This window comes from Herbidospora sp. RD11066 (genome assembly GCF_054661255.1).
This window is the reverse complement of the sequence record NZ_BAAGDO010000010.1, coordinates 35,019-50,029: the sequence shown is the minus strand read 5'-3', so window position 1 is coordinate 50,029 and position 15,011 is coordinate 35,019. Positions and strand designations below refer to the sequence as shown.

Here is a 15,011-nt window from a genome sequence, read left to right as displayed (position 1 = left end):
ATCCCCGCAGTGGACTCACAAGGCCCTCAAGCGAAGGCCGCGGTGCCGGGCGTCACCAGCCTGACCGGGAAGCCAGCCAGCCCATGCCCAGAGTCGATCGAGAACAAAGATCATCATGTCCGCGATGTAACGTTCAAAGAGGGACCGATGCCGGGGTTCACACCACCTCAGCCGCCTCGATCCTGACAACCATGCGCAGCTACGCGATCGGCGCGTGGCAGTTGCCCGACTTCACCGACATCGCCGATGGCACCCCCTGGACCCTCGACGACTTCCGCAACCCATTCTTGGTCTCACCATGCGAGAACCCCCAACCCTGACCAGCGGTGTCGCCGTTCCCGCGGATCCCAGAGGCCGGGATCAGTGCCCACATCCGGCGAAGATCAGCCATTGCCGTCGATGGTCAGGTGTTCACGCCGACAAGCGTGACTGATGACGTTCATGATGGCCGGACAGGGCGGGCGGCATGGCCAGCCGCAGGACAACGAGACTCCGCCGGTCGGCCTTGATGCGAGAACCGCCGCTCCACAGCACACGCGATCAACCTGTGACCGGCCGCGTCTCACATCTCGTCTCAATATGTGAGAACTCCTCAGCTCTGGGCATCTGTAGCGGCGCTTCCAGCCACCGCTTCACATATGGCAGCGCCCATTTCTCCGCCGCCACCCATTTTAGGACGAGGTTGTAGATCCAGGGAGTCAAAGAACTTTTCGATGCCGGAATCGACCACCTCATTCTTCTTCCAGCACCATTCGCGGCATCCCTTAAGCGCGTCATGCGCCGACTTCCCGTAATTATTCGGAAATTCCGTGAGAGGGCATGCCCAAAGGTCGGCGTGACGTTCGGGTCGCGCTATTCATACGGCGTTTATCCGGATGGGGAACGGCAGGTGCGCAGGCCGGTCGTGACCAAGAAGAACGCCGGCAGTTCCCGGATCGGGGATACCGCCTGCAACACCGCCGTCATCTGATGAACCGTCACCGCCACCGCCCAGATGGCCGGTCTGAACGTCTTGGCACCCCTCGGCGAATGCGGCCGTAACGATGGAAGGCCGCTCCATCGCACCCACAACGGACCGCTTCCCGCCCCCGAAACTCCAGCCTGATCACGGGTAATCGCGGCGGGCGGTGAGGCCGTCCCATTTCGCGGTCCAGGGTGGCGGGCGCCTTCTTCGCGGGTTCGGTCAGGCCGGGGGCCTTGCATCTGCTTCTCGCATTCCCCGTCGATCACGGCGATCGCGTCATCCCCGGCGGCATATGACTTCGCGGCCGAGTTCGAAGACCCGCTGATCAGCCGACGAGACCATTCTGAGAGCTGTCACACGGGTGTGATCGCCATACTCTCCGCATGACTGTTTCGTCTTTCGACCCACACGATCTGCTTGCGGAAAGCCGTCTCGGTGTTCTCGCGACGATCAAGCAGGACGGACTCCCGCAGCTGTCCCCGGTAATGCCCTACTACGACCGGGACGCGGGTGTCATCTATGTGTCGACGAGCGCTGGGACGGCCAAGATCGTGAACCTGCGCCGGAACCCGCGCGCCGCGCTGGAGGTCACCAGCTCCGACGGCTGGTCGTGGGCCACCGCCGAGGGCACCGTCACCGTGACCGGCCCGGGAACCGACCCGAACGGCCCCGAAGTCCAGGCCTTGGTCGACTACTACCGCGCCGCCGCGGGCGATCATCCGAACTGGGAGGAGTACCGGGCGGTCATGGTCGCGCAACACCGCGTCTTGATCACGTTCAAGGTCGACCACGTCTATGGAAGGCGCGTGGCTCCCTAGAGAGCGGGTGCGCACTCGGCAGTCTCGCGATGGGCGACGATCCGACCACCAAGACGATCAGGGACGGCGTCAAGCGGAGGCCGGGTAAGCAGAGGCGCGTGTTCCGCACGGAGAAGGCCCGGGCGCGCCTCGCGCTGACCTGCGATCAGTTCTCCGCCCCCGCGGCGGGCGCGGCGGCCGCGGCGGCCGCCATCGAGATCCCCGGGTAGCGAGAATCGGGCCGCCTCGGTAAATCCGGGATTTGCCGAGGCGGTGCCGGAGCTTGGCCGGGCCCTCTTCCGACCTCGGGTTACCGTCGAAAGAGAGGTCCGAAGAGGGGGAGAGGCCATGTCGATCGACCTGACCGAGGACACGATCACCAAAGAGGTGCAGAGCACCTTCGAGGGCTGCCGCGATCCGCGCACCCGCGAGCTGTTCGTCGAACTCGTGCGGCACCTGCACGACTTCGCCCGCGAGACGCGGCTCACCGGCGACGAGTGGTTCACCGCGATGGACTTCCTGGAGCGCGTCGGCAGGATCACCACGGCGACCCGCCAGGAATACGTCCTGCTGTCCGACATCCTCGGGCTGAGCGTCCTGGTCGACCTGATCAACGACCACCACGGGCCCCACGCCACCGACAGCACCCTCCTCGGCCCCTTCTACGTCCAGGACCGGCCGACCGCGCCCAACGGCGCCGACATCTCCGGCGGGGTGCCGGGCATGCCGATGTTCGTCACCGGCCGCGTCGTCGGCCCCCAGGGCGAACCGCTGGCCGGGGTGAAGGTGGACACCTGGCACAGCGACGGTGACGGGCACTACGACGTCCAGCAGGAGGAGAAGCTCGGCGGGCGGCCCGCCATGCGCGCGCTGCTGACCACCGACGACGACGGGCTCTTCTGGTACCGGTCGATCGTGCCGCGCTACTACCCGGTGCCGACCGACGGGCCGTGCGGGGAGATCATCCGGGCCGCCGGGAGGTCGCCGATGCGGCCGGAGCACCTCCATTTCTGGCTGCACGCCGACGGCTTCCGCCCGCTGATCACGATGCTCTTCCGCCGCGACGACCCCTATCTCGACCGGGACGCCGTCTTCGGGGCGAAGCGCTCGCTGGTCGCCGACTTCGTCCAGCACGAGCCGGGCACCGCCCCCGACGGCACCCGGATCGGCGAGCCGTTCCAGACCGTCGGGTGGACCTTCACCCTGAGCCCGGCCTGATGCGCGCGCTCCGTTTCACCCGGTTCGGCCCTCCCCGCGACGTGCTGACCGTGGCCGACGTCACCGATCCCGACATCGGGGGCGGGGAGGCGCTGGTCGCGGTGAAGGCGGCGTCGGTGAACCCGTCGGATCTGAAGAACGTGACCGGTGACATGGAGGGGACCGTGCTGCCCCGGATCCCCGGCCGTGACTTCGCCGGGGTGGTCGTCGGGGGGCCGCGCGACTGGCTCGGCGCCGAGGTCTACGGGACCGGCGGCGACGTGGGGTTCACCCGCGACGGCACGCACGCCGAGCTCATCGGGGTGCCGAGTGCGGCACTGGTCCGCAAGCCCGAGCGGCTCAGCTTCGCCGAGGCGGCGGTCCTCGGGGTGCCGTTCGTCGTGGGGTGGCTCGGGGCCGTGGAGACCGCGCTGCTGGAGAAGGGCGAGACGATCGCGATCTTCGGGGTCGGCGGCGGCGTCGGGTCTGCGGTGGCGCAGATCGCGCGGGTGCGGGGGGCCAGGATCATCGGCGTCGACCGGACCGCCCCGGCCGGCGACGCGCCCGTCGACCACTTCGTGCCGCTCGGCGACGACACCGGCGCCGAGGTGCGGCGGCTCACCGGCGGTGCCGGGGCCGATGTGGTGTACGACGCGGTCGGCGGCGTCACCACGCCCACGGCGCTCGACGCGCTGGCGCCCCGGGGGCGGCTCATCGTGATCAGCGCGGTCGGGACGCGGACCGTCACGCTCGACCTGGTCGACTTCTACCACCGCGAGGCGCGCATGATGGGGTCCGACAGCCGGCGGCTCGACGCCGTGCGGTGCGCGGAGATGCTGTCGCGGTTCACGCCCTACCTGGAGGCGGGCGACTTCCGGCCGCCGCCGATCGCCTGCGGCTTCAGCCTGGAGGAGGCGGCGGACGCGTACACGGCGATCGCGGGGAAGCCGCGCGGGCGGGTCGTCATCTGTCCTTAGCCGTCGCCGCGTCGAGGGCCTTCCTGGCCTTGGCCTCTTCCCGTCGCACGACCTCGTGGCGCTGCTCGGCCGCAGAAGCTCGCTGACGCGCCTCCGCCAGCGCGCGTTCGGCCCCGGCCACCGCGTCCAGCGCCTCGTCGCGCTCGGCGATGGCGGGCCCCAGCTGATCGGCCCACTCCGCGTGCCGTCTCCGCGCCTCGGCGAGGGCCCGCTCCGCGGCCTCCCGCGCCGCCGGATCCTCCTCCTGTACGGGAGGTGCGGGCTTCCTGCGTACAAAAGATGTCGGTACGAAACCGCTGTAGCTCAGGGCCCCCGACAACCGGCCCGAGCGGACCAGAGCGGCCGCCTCGGCGTCGACGACCGCGGCGTCGAGGGTCTGTTCCAGCTCGGCGGGCGGCAGCCTGCCCCCGGCGACCTTCAGCGCGAGGCGGGAGACCGCCGCGACGGCGGCGGCCCGGCGGGGCGCGAGCGCGGCGAGGGCGTCACCGTCGCCGGAGGCCCAGGCGGCCCGCATCTCCTCCCCCACGGCCAGCAGTTCGCCCACCTCATCGGGGTGGGCGCGCACGACCTGGTTCACCGCCCAGGCCAGGACGGTGGGTTTGCGCAGCTTCCCGATCTCCTTGTCGCCGGTCTCCCTGACCAGCCGGTTCCGCGCGGCGGTGAACTCCGCGGGCGACAGTCCGTAAAGGTCGCGGGCAGCCTCATCCAGGTTCACGGAGACGTCATACCCTTGCCGGATGACCGAGTTGCGCGGAGACCGGCTGATCCTGCGGCCGATCGTCCCGTCCGACGCTCCCTGGCTCCTGGTGCACTGGAACGAGCCGAGCGTGCGGCTGCACCTCTTCGACGACGCGCTCGTCACCTCCGAACTGGTGGCCGAGGTCGTCGGCGACAGCCGGGAGGACTTCGCCTCCCACGGCTACGGCCTCTGGGCGATCGTCCACGGCCAGGAGATCGGGGTCTGCGGCCTGCGGACCACCGACGACCACGCGGCCGAGCTCCTTTACAGCGTAGATCCGAAATGGCAGGGGCAGGGGCTGGCGCTGGAGGCCGCGCGGCTGGTCGTCGGCTTCGCCTTCACCAGCCGGGGCGCCCCCGAGGTCGTGGCCGAGACCGACGCCGCCAACACCGCGTCGCGCCACCTGGCCGAGAAGCTGGGCATGATCCGCACCCGGACCCGCAAGGGCGAACACGGGCCCGTCCACGTCTATACGCTTCGCGCGCCCGCCGTTTCCGGCGCATAGTGGGGGCAGTCCCCCCACACTCCACACGGAGGCAACCCGTGTTCGAGCGTTTCACCGACCGTGCCCGCCAAGTGGTCGTCCTGGCCAACGAGGAGGCCCGGAACCTGAACCACACCTCCATCGGCACCGAGCACATCCTGCTGGGGCTCATCAGGGAGGGCCAGGGCCTGGCCGCCCAGGCGCTGGCCGAGTGCCAGGTGGATCTCGACGAGACGAGAACCGTGATCGTCCGTCTCGCCGGTGAGCCGAAGCCCCACGAGGGTCCGCCGGTGAACCACACCCCGTTCACGCCGCGGTCGAAGAAGATCCTCTCGCTGGCCCACCAGGAGGCCATGCGGCGTAACGACCGGCACATCGGCACCGAGCACATCCTGCTCGCCACGCTCCGCGAGGAGCAGGGCGTGGCCGTCCAGGCGCTGGTCGAGTGCGGGATCGTGCCCGAAGTAGTGAAAGACGCGCTGGAGGAGCGCATGGAGGCCCAGGGCGCGATGGACCGGTCGGTGCTCGACCGGCTGACCGAGCCCGGCGACCAGGCCATCAGGAACACGCTGCGCCGGCACAGCGAAGACCGGCGGACGCTCAAGCAGGTCCTCGACAGCCTGGAGAGCCTGCACCGGCGGCTCGACGCGATGGGCGCGCCGCCCGATCCGGAGAAGTGATCATCCCGGTCCGGGGCCCCTGAGCCGCCCCGGACCGGAATGTTCCCGTGTGGCGCGGTCTAGGCCGGGACGACCGGCGCCAGCACACCCACGGCGATCCTCGCCTCGACCACACCGGGGTCCTCGGTGTAGCCGAGCGTGGCGCCGAGGGAGATCAGAAGACTCCGCATGCGCGCGTTGTCGGACAGCAGCGTCGCCCGCACTTCGGCCAGGCCGAGGTCACGGGCCTCCTCCAGGAGCAGCCGCGCCAGGGCGAAGCCGAGGCCCCGGCCCTGCCAGCGGTCCTCCACCAGGAAGGTCATCTCGGCGATGCCGGGCTCCGAGCCGAAGGTGAGGCTCGCCAGCGCCACCACCTGGCCGTCGTGCCCCGCCACCAGCGAGTGCCCCTTCGACCGGTCGCAGAGCCGGTCGAAGACGCGCGGCGGCAGGCTCGGCGACGAGGTGAAGTAGCGGAACCTGCGGGTCTCCGGGGAGCAGCGTTCGTGCAGGTCGCGTACGGCCTCGCGGTAGATCGGCGCCAGCGACCTGATCTGTACCTCGGTCCCGTCGCCCAGCGACAGGGCGCGTTCGGCCGAGACGGGGTCGGCCGGCGGCTGGGCCAGCCGGACCAGCGCCGACGCGCGGGCCGCCTCGGTCAGGGTGAAGGGCAGGCCGGTCCGTCGCAGCCGGATCGCCCGCCGGGGCGCCACCGGCACCACGAGGAGGGTCGGGTCGGGCAGTTCGCCGCGCACCGCGCCGAACACCCAGCGGGCGTCGTCGGCGCGCAGCAGGTCGCCGAGGATCTCCGGGAGCCGCCACGGCATCGCCCGCAGCCGCGCGGCCAGCAGCAGCACCCGGGTGGGCTCGTCGGTCAGTTCGTGGGCGGTCGCCGGGACGACCTTCACGCGGCGCCCGCCCGCCTCTTCCAGGGCGGCCCGCACGTCGTCGGCGGAGGCCGGGATGTCGGCGATGAACTCGTCGACGGTGCCGTCGGAGTCGGGTTGCACGGACAGGCCGAGGATGTTGCCGCCCTTGGCCGCGAGCGCCGACGCCAGTGACGCCAGCCGCCCGGGACGCTCGTCTACCGTCGTCCTGATCCGCAGAAACCCCATGTCGTCTCCCTTCCGCTGACCTCAGCCTGGCGGAGCGTTGTTACGCAGGTGCTACCGACGGGTATGCCAACCGTTTCGTCATGACAGATCGCGTTAAGTCTTCGTATAGCGGTGGCTAACAGCCCTTGGACGACGCGTTCCGTCGTGAGATGCGCCATCGATGACGAATAGAGCAGGATTACACCTATGAACGCTCCGCTCTCCGATTCCTTCGCCAACGGTGACGTCTCCTACTGGTACCGGGCGCTCGGCGTCCCCGAGCCCGTCCACCGCTTGAGTGGCGATCTGCGGGCCGACGTGGCGATCATCGGGGGCGGCTACACCGGCCTGTGGACCGCGTACTACCTGATCAAGGCCGATCCGTCGCTCCACGTGGTGGTGCTGGAGAAGGAGTTCGCGGGGTTCGGCGCCTCCGGCCGCAACGGGGGCTGGCTGGCCGGGCTGCTCCCGGGGAGCCCGCAGCGCTACGCCAAGACCCACGGCGCCGACGCGGCTCGGGCGTTCCAGCGGGAGCTGTTCACCTCGGTCGACGAGGTCATCGCGGTCTGCGCGGCCGAGGGCATCGACGCCGACATCGTGAAGGGCGGCGTCTTCAACGTCGCCAGGACCCCCGCCCAGGCGCTGCGCCTGGAGCAGGAGGTCGAAGCGCAGCACGCCTGGGGCTGGGGTCCCAAGGACGTGGCCGTGGTGCCGGTGAACGAGCACATCCGGGTCGACGGCGCCCTGACGGCCTCCTGGAGCCCCCACTGCGCCAGAGTGCAGCCGGCGAAACTGGCCCGAGGGTTGGCGACAGCCGTACAGGACCTGGGTGTGGAGATCTACGAGGGCACCGAGGTGACGGGCATCGCGCCCGGCGAGGTGACGACGGCGCGGGGAACGGTCCGCGCCGACGTGGTGCTGCGCTGCACCGAGGGGTTCACCGCGACGCTGAAGGACAACCACCGCGACTGGCTGCCGATGAACAGCTCCATGATCGTCACCGAGCCACTCCCGCAGAGTTTCTGGGACGAGGTCGGCTGGGAGGGCCACGAACTGCTCGGCGACCTGGCCCACTACTACATGTACGCCCAGCGCACCGCCGACGACCGCATCGCCTTCGGCGGCCGGGGGCGCCCCTACCTCTACGGCTCCAAGGTCGACGACCGGGGCCGCACCCACGGCTGGACCGTCGACGCGCTCTGGCAGCTGCTCCTCGGCTTCTTCCCCGCCGCCCGCTCGACGACGATCGCGCACGCCTGGTCGGGGGTGCTGGGCGTGCCGCGCGACTGGTGCGCGACCGTGGGCCTCGACCCGTCGACCGGCCTCGGCTGGGCCGGTGGCTACACCGGCCACGGCGTCACCGCGACCAACCTCGCCGGACGCACCCTGCGCGACCTGGTCCTGCGCCGCGACACCGACCTGACCGCCCTCCCCTGGGTGGGGAGGAAGGTGCGCAAATGGGAGCCGGAGCCCCTGCGCTGGACGGGAGTGCACGCGATGTACCGTCTCTACCGGCTCGCCGACGCCCGGGAGGCCGGCGGCGTGCCCCGCACGTCCGTGCTGGCCAGAATCGCCGACAAGATCACAGGACACTGAATTGACCGAGACCCTGTTCCACGGAGGCCGCGTCTTCACCCCCGACGGCTTCGCCGAAGCGGCGCTGGTCCGCGACGGCGTCGTCACCGCCGTGGGCGCTCTCGACGAGATCGCCACTCCGTCGGCGGAACCCTTCGACCTCGACGGCGGCCTGCTGACGCCCGGCTTCACCGACTCCCACGTCCACCCGGTCCAGGCCGGTCTCGAACGGAGACTGTGCGAACTGTCGGAGGTGTACGGCCTCGACGCCTACCTCCACGAGATCGCCCTCTACGCGGGTGCACACCCCGATCGCGAGTGGATCAGCGGCGGCGGCTGGGACATGGCCGCCTTCCCCGGTGGTCTCCCCCGGCGCGAGCAGCTCGACTTCCTCGACCGCCCGGCCTACCTGATCCAGCGCGACCACCACGCGGCGTGGGTCAACACCAGAGCTCTCGAGCGGGCGGGGATCTCCCGAGACACCCCCGACCCGGCGGACGGCCGCATCGAACGCGACGCCGACGGCACCCCGACCGGTGTCCTGCACGAGGGCGCGATGGACCTGGTCGGCCTGCTCACCCCCCGCCCAACCTCCCAGGACCAGGAGGAGGCCCTGCTCGACGCGCAGCGGTACCTGTTCTCCCTGGGCGTCACCGGCTGGCAGGACGCGATCGTGGGCTCCTACGCGGGCTCCGACGACCAGCTCCCCACCTACCTGTCGGTGGCCGGGAAGGGCCTGCTGAAGGCCCGGGTGGTGGCCGCGCTGTGGTGGGACCGCACCCAGGGCGCCGAGCAGATCCCGTCACTGGTCGCCAGGCGAGCGGCGGCCGAGGGCCTCGACCGGTTCCGGGCGACGTCCATCAAGATCATGCAGGACGGCATCGCGGAGAACTTCACGGCGGCGGTCATCGAGCCCTACTGCCGCTGCGGGGGAACCGGCCTGTCCTACGTGGAGCCTTCACTGCTTCGTGAATACGTGAGGGAACTCGACGGGCTCGGTTTCCAGGTGCACTTCCACGCCATCGGCGAGCGCGCCGTGCGGGAAGTGCTCGATTCCCTTTCCGGTACGAACCCCGCCCACCGCCATCACATCGCCCACCTGCAGATCGTCACCCCCGACGACGTCCCCCGGTTCGCCAAGCTGGGCGCGGTCGCCAACCTCCAGCCCCTCTGGGCCGCCCACAGCCCGCAGATGGACGAGCTCACCCTCCCCTACCTGGGCGAACCCCGGTCGAGCTGGCAGTATCCGTTCGCCGACCTGGTCGCGGCCGGGGCGCGGCTCGCGGCGGGCTCCGACTGGCCGGTGTCGTCGGCGAACCCCCTCGAAGGCATGCACGTCGCCGTCAACCGGGTCGAACCCCCCGGCTCCCACCACGCAGGGCACACCTCGAAGCCGTTCCTGCCGGGCCAGGCGCTCGACCTGCGGACGATCCTGACGGCGTACACGGCGGGCAGCGCCTGGCTGAACGGTTCACCCGCGGGCGTCATCGAACCGGGCCGCCCGGCCGACCTCGTCGTATTGGACCGCGACCCCTTCACCGGACCCGCCGGCGACATCGCCCTCACGAAAGTCCGGGCCACATTCATCGACGGCGACCAGGTATTCGGATAAAACACAAACGGCCCCGCTGGAGACCAGCGGGGCCGTTTCGGTGAAGACCTAGTAGATCGGGCGCGAAGAAGTGCGCAGCCGCTCCAGTGCCTCCGCGAGGATCTGCGCGCCGTCTTTGTCGCTACGGCGCTCCTTCACGTAGGCGAGGTGGGTCTTGTAGGGCTCGTTGCGCGGCGGAGCAGGCGGGTTGGCCTGGTCCTGACCCGCGGGCAGGCCGCAGCGCGGGCAGTCCCAGAACTCCGGGACGGCCGCGTCACTGGCGAAACTGGGACGCGTCTCGTGAAGATTGGCGCACCAGAAGGCGACACGCACTCGGGGGGCCGCCTCGCCGCGCTCGGCCTCGCCCATCGGGCCCGCGCCGACTCGACTGCCACGGATCGCGTTGCCACTACCCACGGATTACTCCTCGCTGATCGCCCCGCGGGGAACACGGGGAGAGACTGAACCCTATGTGACGCTCGGGGCTGCTACGGCTTGAGCAGCAGGCCGAGCGCGATGATGCAGACGAACCACACGACGCCGGTGATGACGGTGAGGCGGTCAAGGTTGCGCTCCACGACGGACGAACCGCCGAACGACGACGCGAAGCCGCCGCCGAACATGTCCGTCAGACCGCCGCCCTTGCCCTTGTGGAGCAGAACCAGCAGCACCATGAGGCAGCTCGACAGAATGAGGGCGATGGAGATTCCGATAGTCACGGCAGACCTTTTCCGGATAGCGCCTGAGCGGCATGACGATTCAAACGTGCTCTATGAGGGTACGACCTGTTGTCAAGTCGCACCCCCATAATGACCCAGCTAGGCCGACATCTGCGCTAAAACCGGCAGATCTTCACGAACTCCGCCGGGTCGAGGCTGGCCCCACCGACGAGCGCACCGTCGACGTCGGGCTGCGCCATGATCGCGGCGACGTTGTCAGACTTCACCGAGCCTCCGTAAAGAATACGGACGGCGTCGGCGACTTCCGCGTCGTACAGCTCGGCGAGTCGCACCCGGATCGCGCCGCACACCTCCTGAGCGTCGTCAGGAGTGGCGACCTCGCCGGTGCCGATCGCCCAGACCGGCTCATAGGCGATCACGATCGTCTTGGCCTGCTCGGCGGAGACGCCCTTGAGGGCGCCGTCGACCTGGGCGAGGGTGTGCTCGACCTGGTTGCCCGCCTGCCGGACCGGCAGCCCTTCGCCCACGCACAGGATCGGGGTCACCGAGTTGCGGTAGGCGGCGAGGACCTTGGTGTTGACCAGCGAGTCGTCTTCGGCGTGGTACTGCCGGCGCTCCGAGTGGCCGATGGCCACGAAGGTGCAGCCCAGCTTGCCGAGCATCACGCCGGAGATCTCCCCGGTGTAGGCACCGCCGTCGTGGGCGGACAGGTCCTGTCCGCCGTAGACGATGCGGAGCTTGTCACCGTCGACCAGGGTCTGGACGCTGCGCAGATCGGTGAACGGCGGCAGCACCGCGACCTCGACCTTGTCGAAGTCCTTGTCGGTCAGGGAGAAGGCGAGTTCCTGAACCAGCTTGATCGCCTCAAGGTGGTTCTTGTTCATCTTCCAGTTGCCGGCGATGAGCGGCTTGCGGCTCACGTCAGTCCTCCAGCGCGATCAGGCCGGGCAGTTCCTTGCCCTCGAGGTATTCGAGGGAGGCGCCGCCACCGGTGGAGATGTGCGAGAAGCCGTCTTCCGGCAGGCCGAGCTTGCGGACGGCCGCGGCGGAGTCGCCGCCGCCGACGACGGTGAACGCGTCGGAGCGGACGAGCGCCTCGGCGACGGCACGGGTGCCGCCCGAGAACGCCTCGAACTCGAACACGCCCATCGGGCCGTTCCAGAACACCGTCTGGGCGTCGGCCAGCTTCTGGGCGAACAGCTCGCGCGAGCGCGGGCCGATGTCCAGGCCTTCCCGGTCGGCCGGGATGGCGGTGGCGTCGACGACCTCGAACTCGGCGTCCTCGGCGAAGTGGGTGGCCGCGAGGATGTCGACCGGCAGGACCAGGTCGACGCCGCTCTTGTGGGCCTCGTTGAGGAAGCCCCGGACCGTGTCGAGCTGGTCTTCCTGCAGCAGCGACTTGCCGACCTCGTAGCCCTGGGCCTTGAGGAAGGTGTAGGCCATGCCGCCGCCGATCACCAGGCGGTCGACCTTGGCCAGCAGGTTGGCGATGACGCCGAGCTTGTCGGAGACCTTCGCGCCGCCCAGCACCACCACGTAGGGGCGGGCCGGGTCTTCGGTCAGCTTCTTCAGCACGTCGACCTCGGCGGCGATCAGGCCGCCGACGGCGTGCGGGATCAGCTTCGGCACGTCGTAGACCGAGGCGTGCTTGCGGTGGACCGCTCCGAACCCGTCGCCGACGTAGAGGTCGGCGAGGATGGCCAGGCGGGCCGCGAAGTCGGCGCGCACGGCGTCGTCCTTCGACTCCTCGCCCGGCTCGTAGCGGAGGTTCTCCAGCAGCGCGACCTGCCCCGGCTCCAGCGCCGCGACGGTGGCGCGGGCGGAGTCGCCCACCACGTCGGAGGCGAAGGCGACCGGCTCGCCGAGCAGCTCGGAGAGCCGCTTGGCCACGGGGGCCAGCGAGAACTCCGGCTTGACCTGGCCCTTGGGACGGCCCAGGTGCGCAACGACGACCACCTTGGCGCCGCGGCCCGCCAGTTCCCGGATCGTCGGGATCGAGGCGCGGATGCGGCCGTCATCGGTGATCACGTCCCCGTCGAGGGGAACGTTCAGGTCGGCGCGTACGAGGACGCGCCGACCTTTCACGTCGAGCTTGTCGAGACCACGCATCAGAGCGAGGCACCCACGTACTCGATGAGGTCCACGAGACGGTTGGAGTAGCCCCACTCGTTGTCGTACCAGCCGATGACCTTCACCTGGTTGCCGAAGACCTTCGTGAGGCCGGCGTCGAAGATGCAGGAGCTCGGGTCGGTGACGATGTCGCTGGAGACGATGTCGTCCTCGGTGTAGGTCAGGTAGCCCTTCAGCGGCCCCTCGGCGGCGGCCTTGAACGCGGCGTTGACCTCTTCGACCGTCACGTCGCGCTTGAGCTCGACGGTCAGGTCGGTCGCCGAGCCCGTGGGGATCGGCACGCGCAGCGCGAAGCCGTCGAGCTTGCCCTTGAGCTCCGGCAGCACCAGGCCGATCGCCTTGGCGGCGCCGGTCGAGGTGGGGACGATGTTCAGCGCGGCGGCGCGGGCCCGGCGCAGGTCGGCGTGGGGGCCGTCCTGCAGGTTCTGGTCCTGCGTGTACGCGTGGATCGTCGTCATGAGGCCCTTTTCGATCCCGAAGGAGTCGTTGAGGACCTTGCCCAGCGGGGCCAGGCAGTTGGTGGTGCACGACGCGTTGGAGATGATCGTGTGGTTCGCCGGGTCGTAAGAGGTGTGGTTGACACCCATGACGACGGTGACGTCCTCGTTCTTCGCCGGAGCGGAGATGATGACCTTCTTCGCGCCGTTCTCGGCGTGCACCTTGGCCTTGTTGGCGTCGGTGAAGAAGCCGGTCGACTCGACGACGACGTCGACGCCCAGGTCGCCCCAGGGCAGGTTCGCCGGGTCGCGCTCGGCGAAGGCCTTGATGGCCTTGCCGTCGACGATGATCTCGTCGGCGGTCGCCTTCACCTCGAAGGGGAGACGACCCAGGATGCTGTCGTACTTCAGCAGATGGGCGAGCGTGGCATTGTCGGTGAGGTCGTTGACAGCAACGACCTCGATGTCCTTGCCGCTGGCCGCGGCAGCTCGCCAGAAGTTGCGGCCAATCCGGCCGAAGCCGTTGATGCCTACGCGGATGGTCACGGGGATCCGATCTCCTCGTCCGTCGTTACGTGACTGAAACCTCGGTGCAGACCCTATCGGACTCAAATTGGTTTAGACCAAGTGGGTCTGCCGGAGGGCGTCATAGCGTAAGAAAGCCGCAAAGCGGGGCGGCTAACTGTAAAAAATGTGGCTGTTTCAGCCGCTCAACATGTCGGCGGTGAGGCTCGCCTCGGTGGTCGGCATGCCGAGGTCCTGGGCGCGCTTGTCGGCCATGGCGAGCAGGCGGCGGATGCGGCCGGCGATGGCGTCTTTGGTGAGCGGCGGGTCGGCGATCTGGCCGAGCTCCTCCAGCGAGGCCTGCTTGTGCTCCACGCGCAGGCGCCCGGCGATCACGAGGTGCTCGGGGGCGTCGTCGCCGAGGATCTCCAGGGCCCGCTGCACGCGCGCACCGGCGGCGACCGCCGCGCGGGCCGAGCGGCGCAGGTTGGCGTCGTCGAAGTTGGCGAGGCGGTTGGCGGTGGCGCGGACCTCGCGCCGCATCCGGCGCTCCTCCCAGGCCAGCACGCTGTCGTGGGCGCCGAGGCGGGTCAGCAGGGCGCTGATGGCGTCGCCGTCGCGGACGACCACGCGGTCGACCCCGCGCACCTCACGCGCCTTGGCGTGGATCTTCAGCCGCCGCGCGGAGCCGACCAGCGCGAGCGCGGCCTCGGGCCCCGGGCAGGTGACCTCGAGCGACATCGACCGGCCCGGCTCGGTCAGCGAGCCGTGGGCCAGGAACGCGCCCCGCCAGGCGGCCTCGGCGTCACACGTCGCCCCCGACACGACCTGGCGCGGGAGACCCCGCACCGGGCGGCCGTGGTTGTCGATCAAACCGGTCTGCCGGGCCAGCGCCTCGCCGTCCTTGTAGACGCGGACGACGTAGCGCGACCCCTTCCTGAGCCCCGCCGGGGCCAGCACCAGCACCTCGGCCTTGTGGCCGAACACCTCGCCAATGTCCTTGATCAGGCGTCGGGCCGTCACGTTGGTGTCGAGTTCGGCCTCGATCACGATCCGGCCGCCCACCAGATGGAGCCCGCTGGCGAACCGCAGCAGCGTCGACACCTCGGCCTTGCGGCAGCAGGGCTTGAGCACCGGAAGGCGGCTCAGCTCGTCTTTTACCACGCCTGTCATGGCCATTAGCGCG

17 protein-coding genes are annotated in these 15,011 nt (G+C 69.8%); 9 read left to right on the top strand and 8 right to left on the bottom strand.

Features of this window, described 5'->3' with window-relative positions; genetic code table 11:
• Window positions 1–191: 191 nt before the first annotated feature.
• The 5 genes from ACYQ78_RS31675 to ACYQ78_RS31655 all read left to right on the top strand — a co-directional run bounded on the left by ACYQ78_RS31675 (window position 192) and on the right by ACYQ78_RS31655 (window position 3,935).
• Window positions 192–320: a hypothetical protein gene (locus tag ACYQ78_RS31675; RefSeq protein ID WP_459804619.1), complete on the top strand. Its 129-nt coding sequence runs from the start codon at window positions 192–194 to the stop codon at window positions 318–320.
• A gap of 1,027 nt (window positions 321–1,347) precedes the next feature.
• Window positions 1,348–1,782: a PPOX class F420-dependent oxidoreductase gene (locus ACYQ78_RS31670; protein ID WP_459804618.1), complete on the top strand. Its 435-nt coding sequence runs from the start codon at window positions 1,348–1,350 to the stop codon at window positions 1,780–1,782.
• A 29-nt stretch (window positions 1,783–1,811) separates the two neighbouring features.
• Window positions 1,812–1,991 carry a hypothetical protein gene (locus ACYQ78_RS31665; protein ID WP_459804617.1) on the top strand — a complete coding sequence of 60 codons (180 nt, stop codon included), beginning with the start codon at window positions 1,812–1,814 and terminating at the stop codon, window positions 1,989–1,991.
• A 118-nt stretch (window positions 1,992–2,109) separates the two neighbouring features.
• Entirely contained in the window at window positions 2,110–2,979 is an 870-nt protein-coding gene (locus ACYQ78_RS31660) for a dioxygenase family protein (RefSeq protein ID WP_459804616.1), read from the top strand.
• Window positions 2,979–3,935: a quinone oxidoreductase family protein gene (locus ACYQ78_RS31655; RefSeq protein WP_459804615.1), complete on the top strand. Its 957-nt coding sequence runs from the start codon at window positions 2,979–2,981 to the stop codon at window positions 3,933–3,935. Before ACYQ78_RS31660 ends, ACYQ78_RS31655 begins: the two co-directional genes overlap by 1 nt.
• Here ACYQ78_RS31655 and ACYQ78_RS31650 read toward each other — a convergent pair.
• On the bottom strand, window positions 3,922–4,650 hold the full coding sequence (locus tag ACYQ78_RS31650; protein WP_459804614.1) for a hypothetical protein: 729 nt from the start codon (window positions 4,648–4,650) through the stop codon (window positions 3,922–3,924). The genes ACYQ78_RS31655 and ACYQ78_RS31650 overlap by 14 nt on opposite strands.
• Window positions 4,651–4,672: 22 nt before the next feature.
• Here ACYQ78_RS31650 and ACYQ78_RS31645 point away from each other — a divergent pair, with 22 nt between their 5' ends.
• On the top strand, window positions 4,673–5,179 hold the full coding sequence (locus ACYQ78_RS31645; protein WP_459804613.1) for a GNAT family N-acetyltransferase: 507 nt from the start codon (window positions 4,673–4,675) through the stop codon (window positions 5,177–5,179).
• 38 nt (window positions 5,180–5,217) lie between these two features.
• Window positions 5,218–5,838, top strand: coding sequence for a Clp protease N-terminal domain-containing protein (locus tag ACYQ78_RS31640; protein WP_459804612.1), 621 nt, complete (start codon window positions 5,218–5,220; stop codon window positions 5,836–5,838).
• Between the two features lie 59 nt (window positions 5,839–5,897).
• On the opposite strand, the gene ACYQ78_RS31635 is transcribed toward ACYQ78_RS31640, so the two are convergent.
• Entirely contained in the window at window positions 5,898–6,929 is a 1,032-nt protein-coding gene (locus ACYQ78_RS31635) for an N-acetyltransferase family protein (protein ID WP_459804611.1), read from the bottom strand.
• Window positions 6,930–7,115: 186 nt separating this feature from the next.
• On the opposite strand from ACYQ78_RS31635, the gene ACYQ78_RS31630 reads away from it, so the two are divergent.
• Together ACYQ78_RS31630 and ACYQ78_RS31625 are read left to right on the top strand one after the other, a co-directional pair.
• On the top strand, window positions 7,116–8,504 hold the full coding sequence (locus ACYQ78_RS31630) for an NAD(P)/FAD-dependent oxidoreductase (RefSeq protein ID WP_459804610.1): 1,389 nt from the start codon (window positions 7,116–7,118) through the stop codon (window positions 8,502–8,504).
• 1 nt (window position 8,505) lies between these two features.
• Complete coding sequence (locus ACYQ78_RS31625; RefSeq protein ID WP_459804609.1) at window positions 8,506–10,095, top strand: amidohydrolase; 1,590 nt, start codon at window positions 8,506–8,508, stop codon at window positions 10,093–10,095.
• 48 nt (window positions 10,096–10,143) lie between these two features.
• On the opposite strand, the gene ACYQ78_RS31620 is transcribed toward ACYQ78_RS31625, so the two are convergent.
• The 6 genes from ACYQ78_RS31620 to whiA all read right to left on the bottom strand — a co-directional run bounded on the left by ACYQ78_RS31620 (window position 10,144) and on the right by whiA (window position 15,004).
• On the bottom strand, window positions 10,144–10,491 hold the full coding sequence (locus ACYQ78_RS31620; RefSeq protein ID WP_082802128.1) for an RNA polymerase-binding protein RbpA: 348 nt from the start codon (window positions 10,489–10,491) through the stop codon (window positions 10,144–10,146).
• Window positions 10,492–10,562: 71 nt separating this feature from the next.
• Window positions 10,563–10,793, bottom strand: coding sequence for a preprotein translocase subunit SecG (secG, locus tag ACYQ78_RS31615; RefSeq protein ID WP_030452236.1), 231 nt, complete (start codon window positions 10,791–10,793; stop codon window positions 10,563–10,565).
• Window positions 10,794–10,909: 116 nt separating this feature from the next.
• Window positions 10,910–11,674 (bottom strand): triose-phosphate isomerase, encoded by a 765-nt coding sequence (tpiA, locus tag ACYQ78_RS31610; protein WP_459804608.1) that lies wholly within the window; start codon window positions 11,672–11,674, stop codon window positions 10,910–10,912.
• A gap of 1 nt (window position 11,675) precedes the next feature.
• Window positions 11,676–12,863 (bottom strand): phosphoglycerate kinase, encoded by a 1,188-nt coding sequence (locus ACYQ78_RS31605; protein ID WP_459804607.1) that lies wholly within the window; start codon window positions 12,861–12,863, stop codon window positions 11,676–11,678.
• Window positions 12,863–13,867 (bottom strand): type I glyceraldehyde-3-phosphate dehydrogenase, encoded by a 1,005-nt coding sequence (gene gap / locus ACYQ78_RS31600; protein ID WP_459804606.1) that lies wholly within the window; start codon window positions 13,865–13,867, stop codon window positions 12,863–12,865. Before gap ends, ACYQ78_RS31605 begins: the two co-directional genes overlap by 1 nt.
• A 156-nt stretch (window positions 13,868–14,023) precedes the next feature.
• A complete protein-coding gene (whiA, locus tag ACYQ78_RS31595) occupies window positions 14,024–15,004 on the bottom strand; it encodes a DNA-binding protein WhiA (protein WP_061300671.1) in 981 nt (326 codons plus the stop codon).
• Between the last annotated feature and the right edge of the window lie 7 nt (window positions 15,005–15,011).

Excerpts from the sequence above, each read along its gene's own strand:
- ACYQ78_RS31660 (WP_459804616.1), top strand. The coding sequence starts at position 2,110 with ATGTCGATCGACCTGACCGAGGACACGATCACCAAAGAGGTGCAGAGC.
- ACYQ78_RS31655 (WP_459804615.1), top strand. The coding sequence starts at position 2,979 with ATGCGCGCGCTCCGTTTCACCCGGTTCGGCCCTCCCCGCGACGTGCTG.
- ACYQ78_RS31670 (WP_459804618.1), top strand. The coding sequence starts at position 1,348 with ATGACTGTTTCGTCTTTCGACCCACACGATCTGCTTGCGGAAAGCCGT.
- ACYQ78_RS31630 (WP_459804610.1), top strand. The coding sequence starts at position 7,116 with ATGAACGCTCCGCTCTCCGATTCCTTCGCCAACGGTGACGTCTCCTAC.
- ACYQ78_RS31675 (WP_459804619.1), top strand. The coding sequence starts at position 192 with ATGCGCAGCTACGCGATCGGCGCGTGGCAGTTGCCCGACTTCACCGAC.
- whiA (WP_061300671.1), bottom strand. The coding sequence starts at position 15,004 with ATGGCCATGACAGGCGTGGTAAAAGACGAGCTGAGCCGCCTTCCGGTG.
- ACYQ78_RS31605 (WP_459804607.1), bottom strand. The coding sequence starts at position 12,863 with ATGCGTGGTCTCGACAAGCTCGACGTGAAAGGTCGGCGCGTCCTCGTA.
- ACYQ78_RS31645 (WP_459804613.1), top strand. The coding sequence starts at position 4,673 with ATGACCGAGTTGCGCGGAGACCGGCTGATCCTGCGGCCGATCGTCCCG.
- ACYQ78_RS31635 (WP_459804611.1), bottom strand. The coding sequence starts at position 6,929 with ATGGGGTTTCTGCGGATCAGGACGACGGTAGACGAGCGTCCCGGGCGG.
- ACYQ78_RS31665 (WP_459804617.1), top strand. The coding sequence starts at position 1,812 with ATGGGCGACGATCCGACCACCAAGACGATCAGGGACGGCGTCAAGCGG.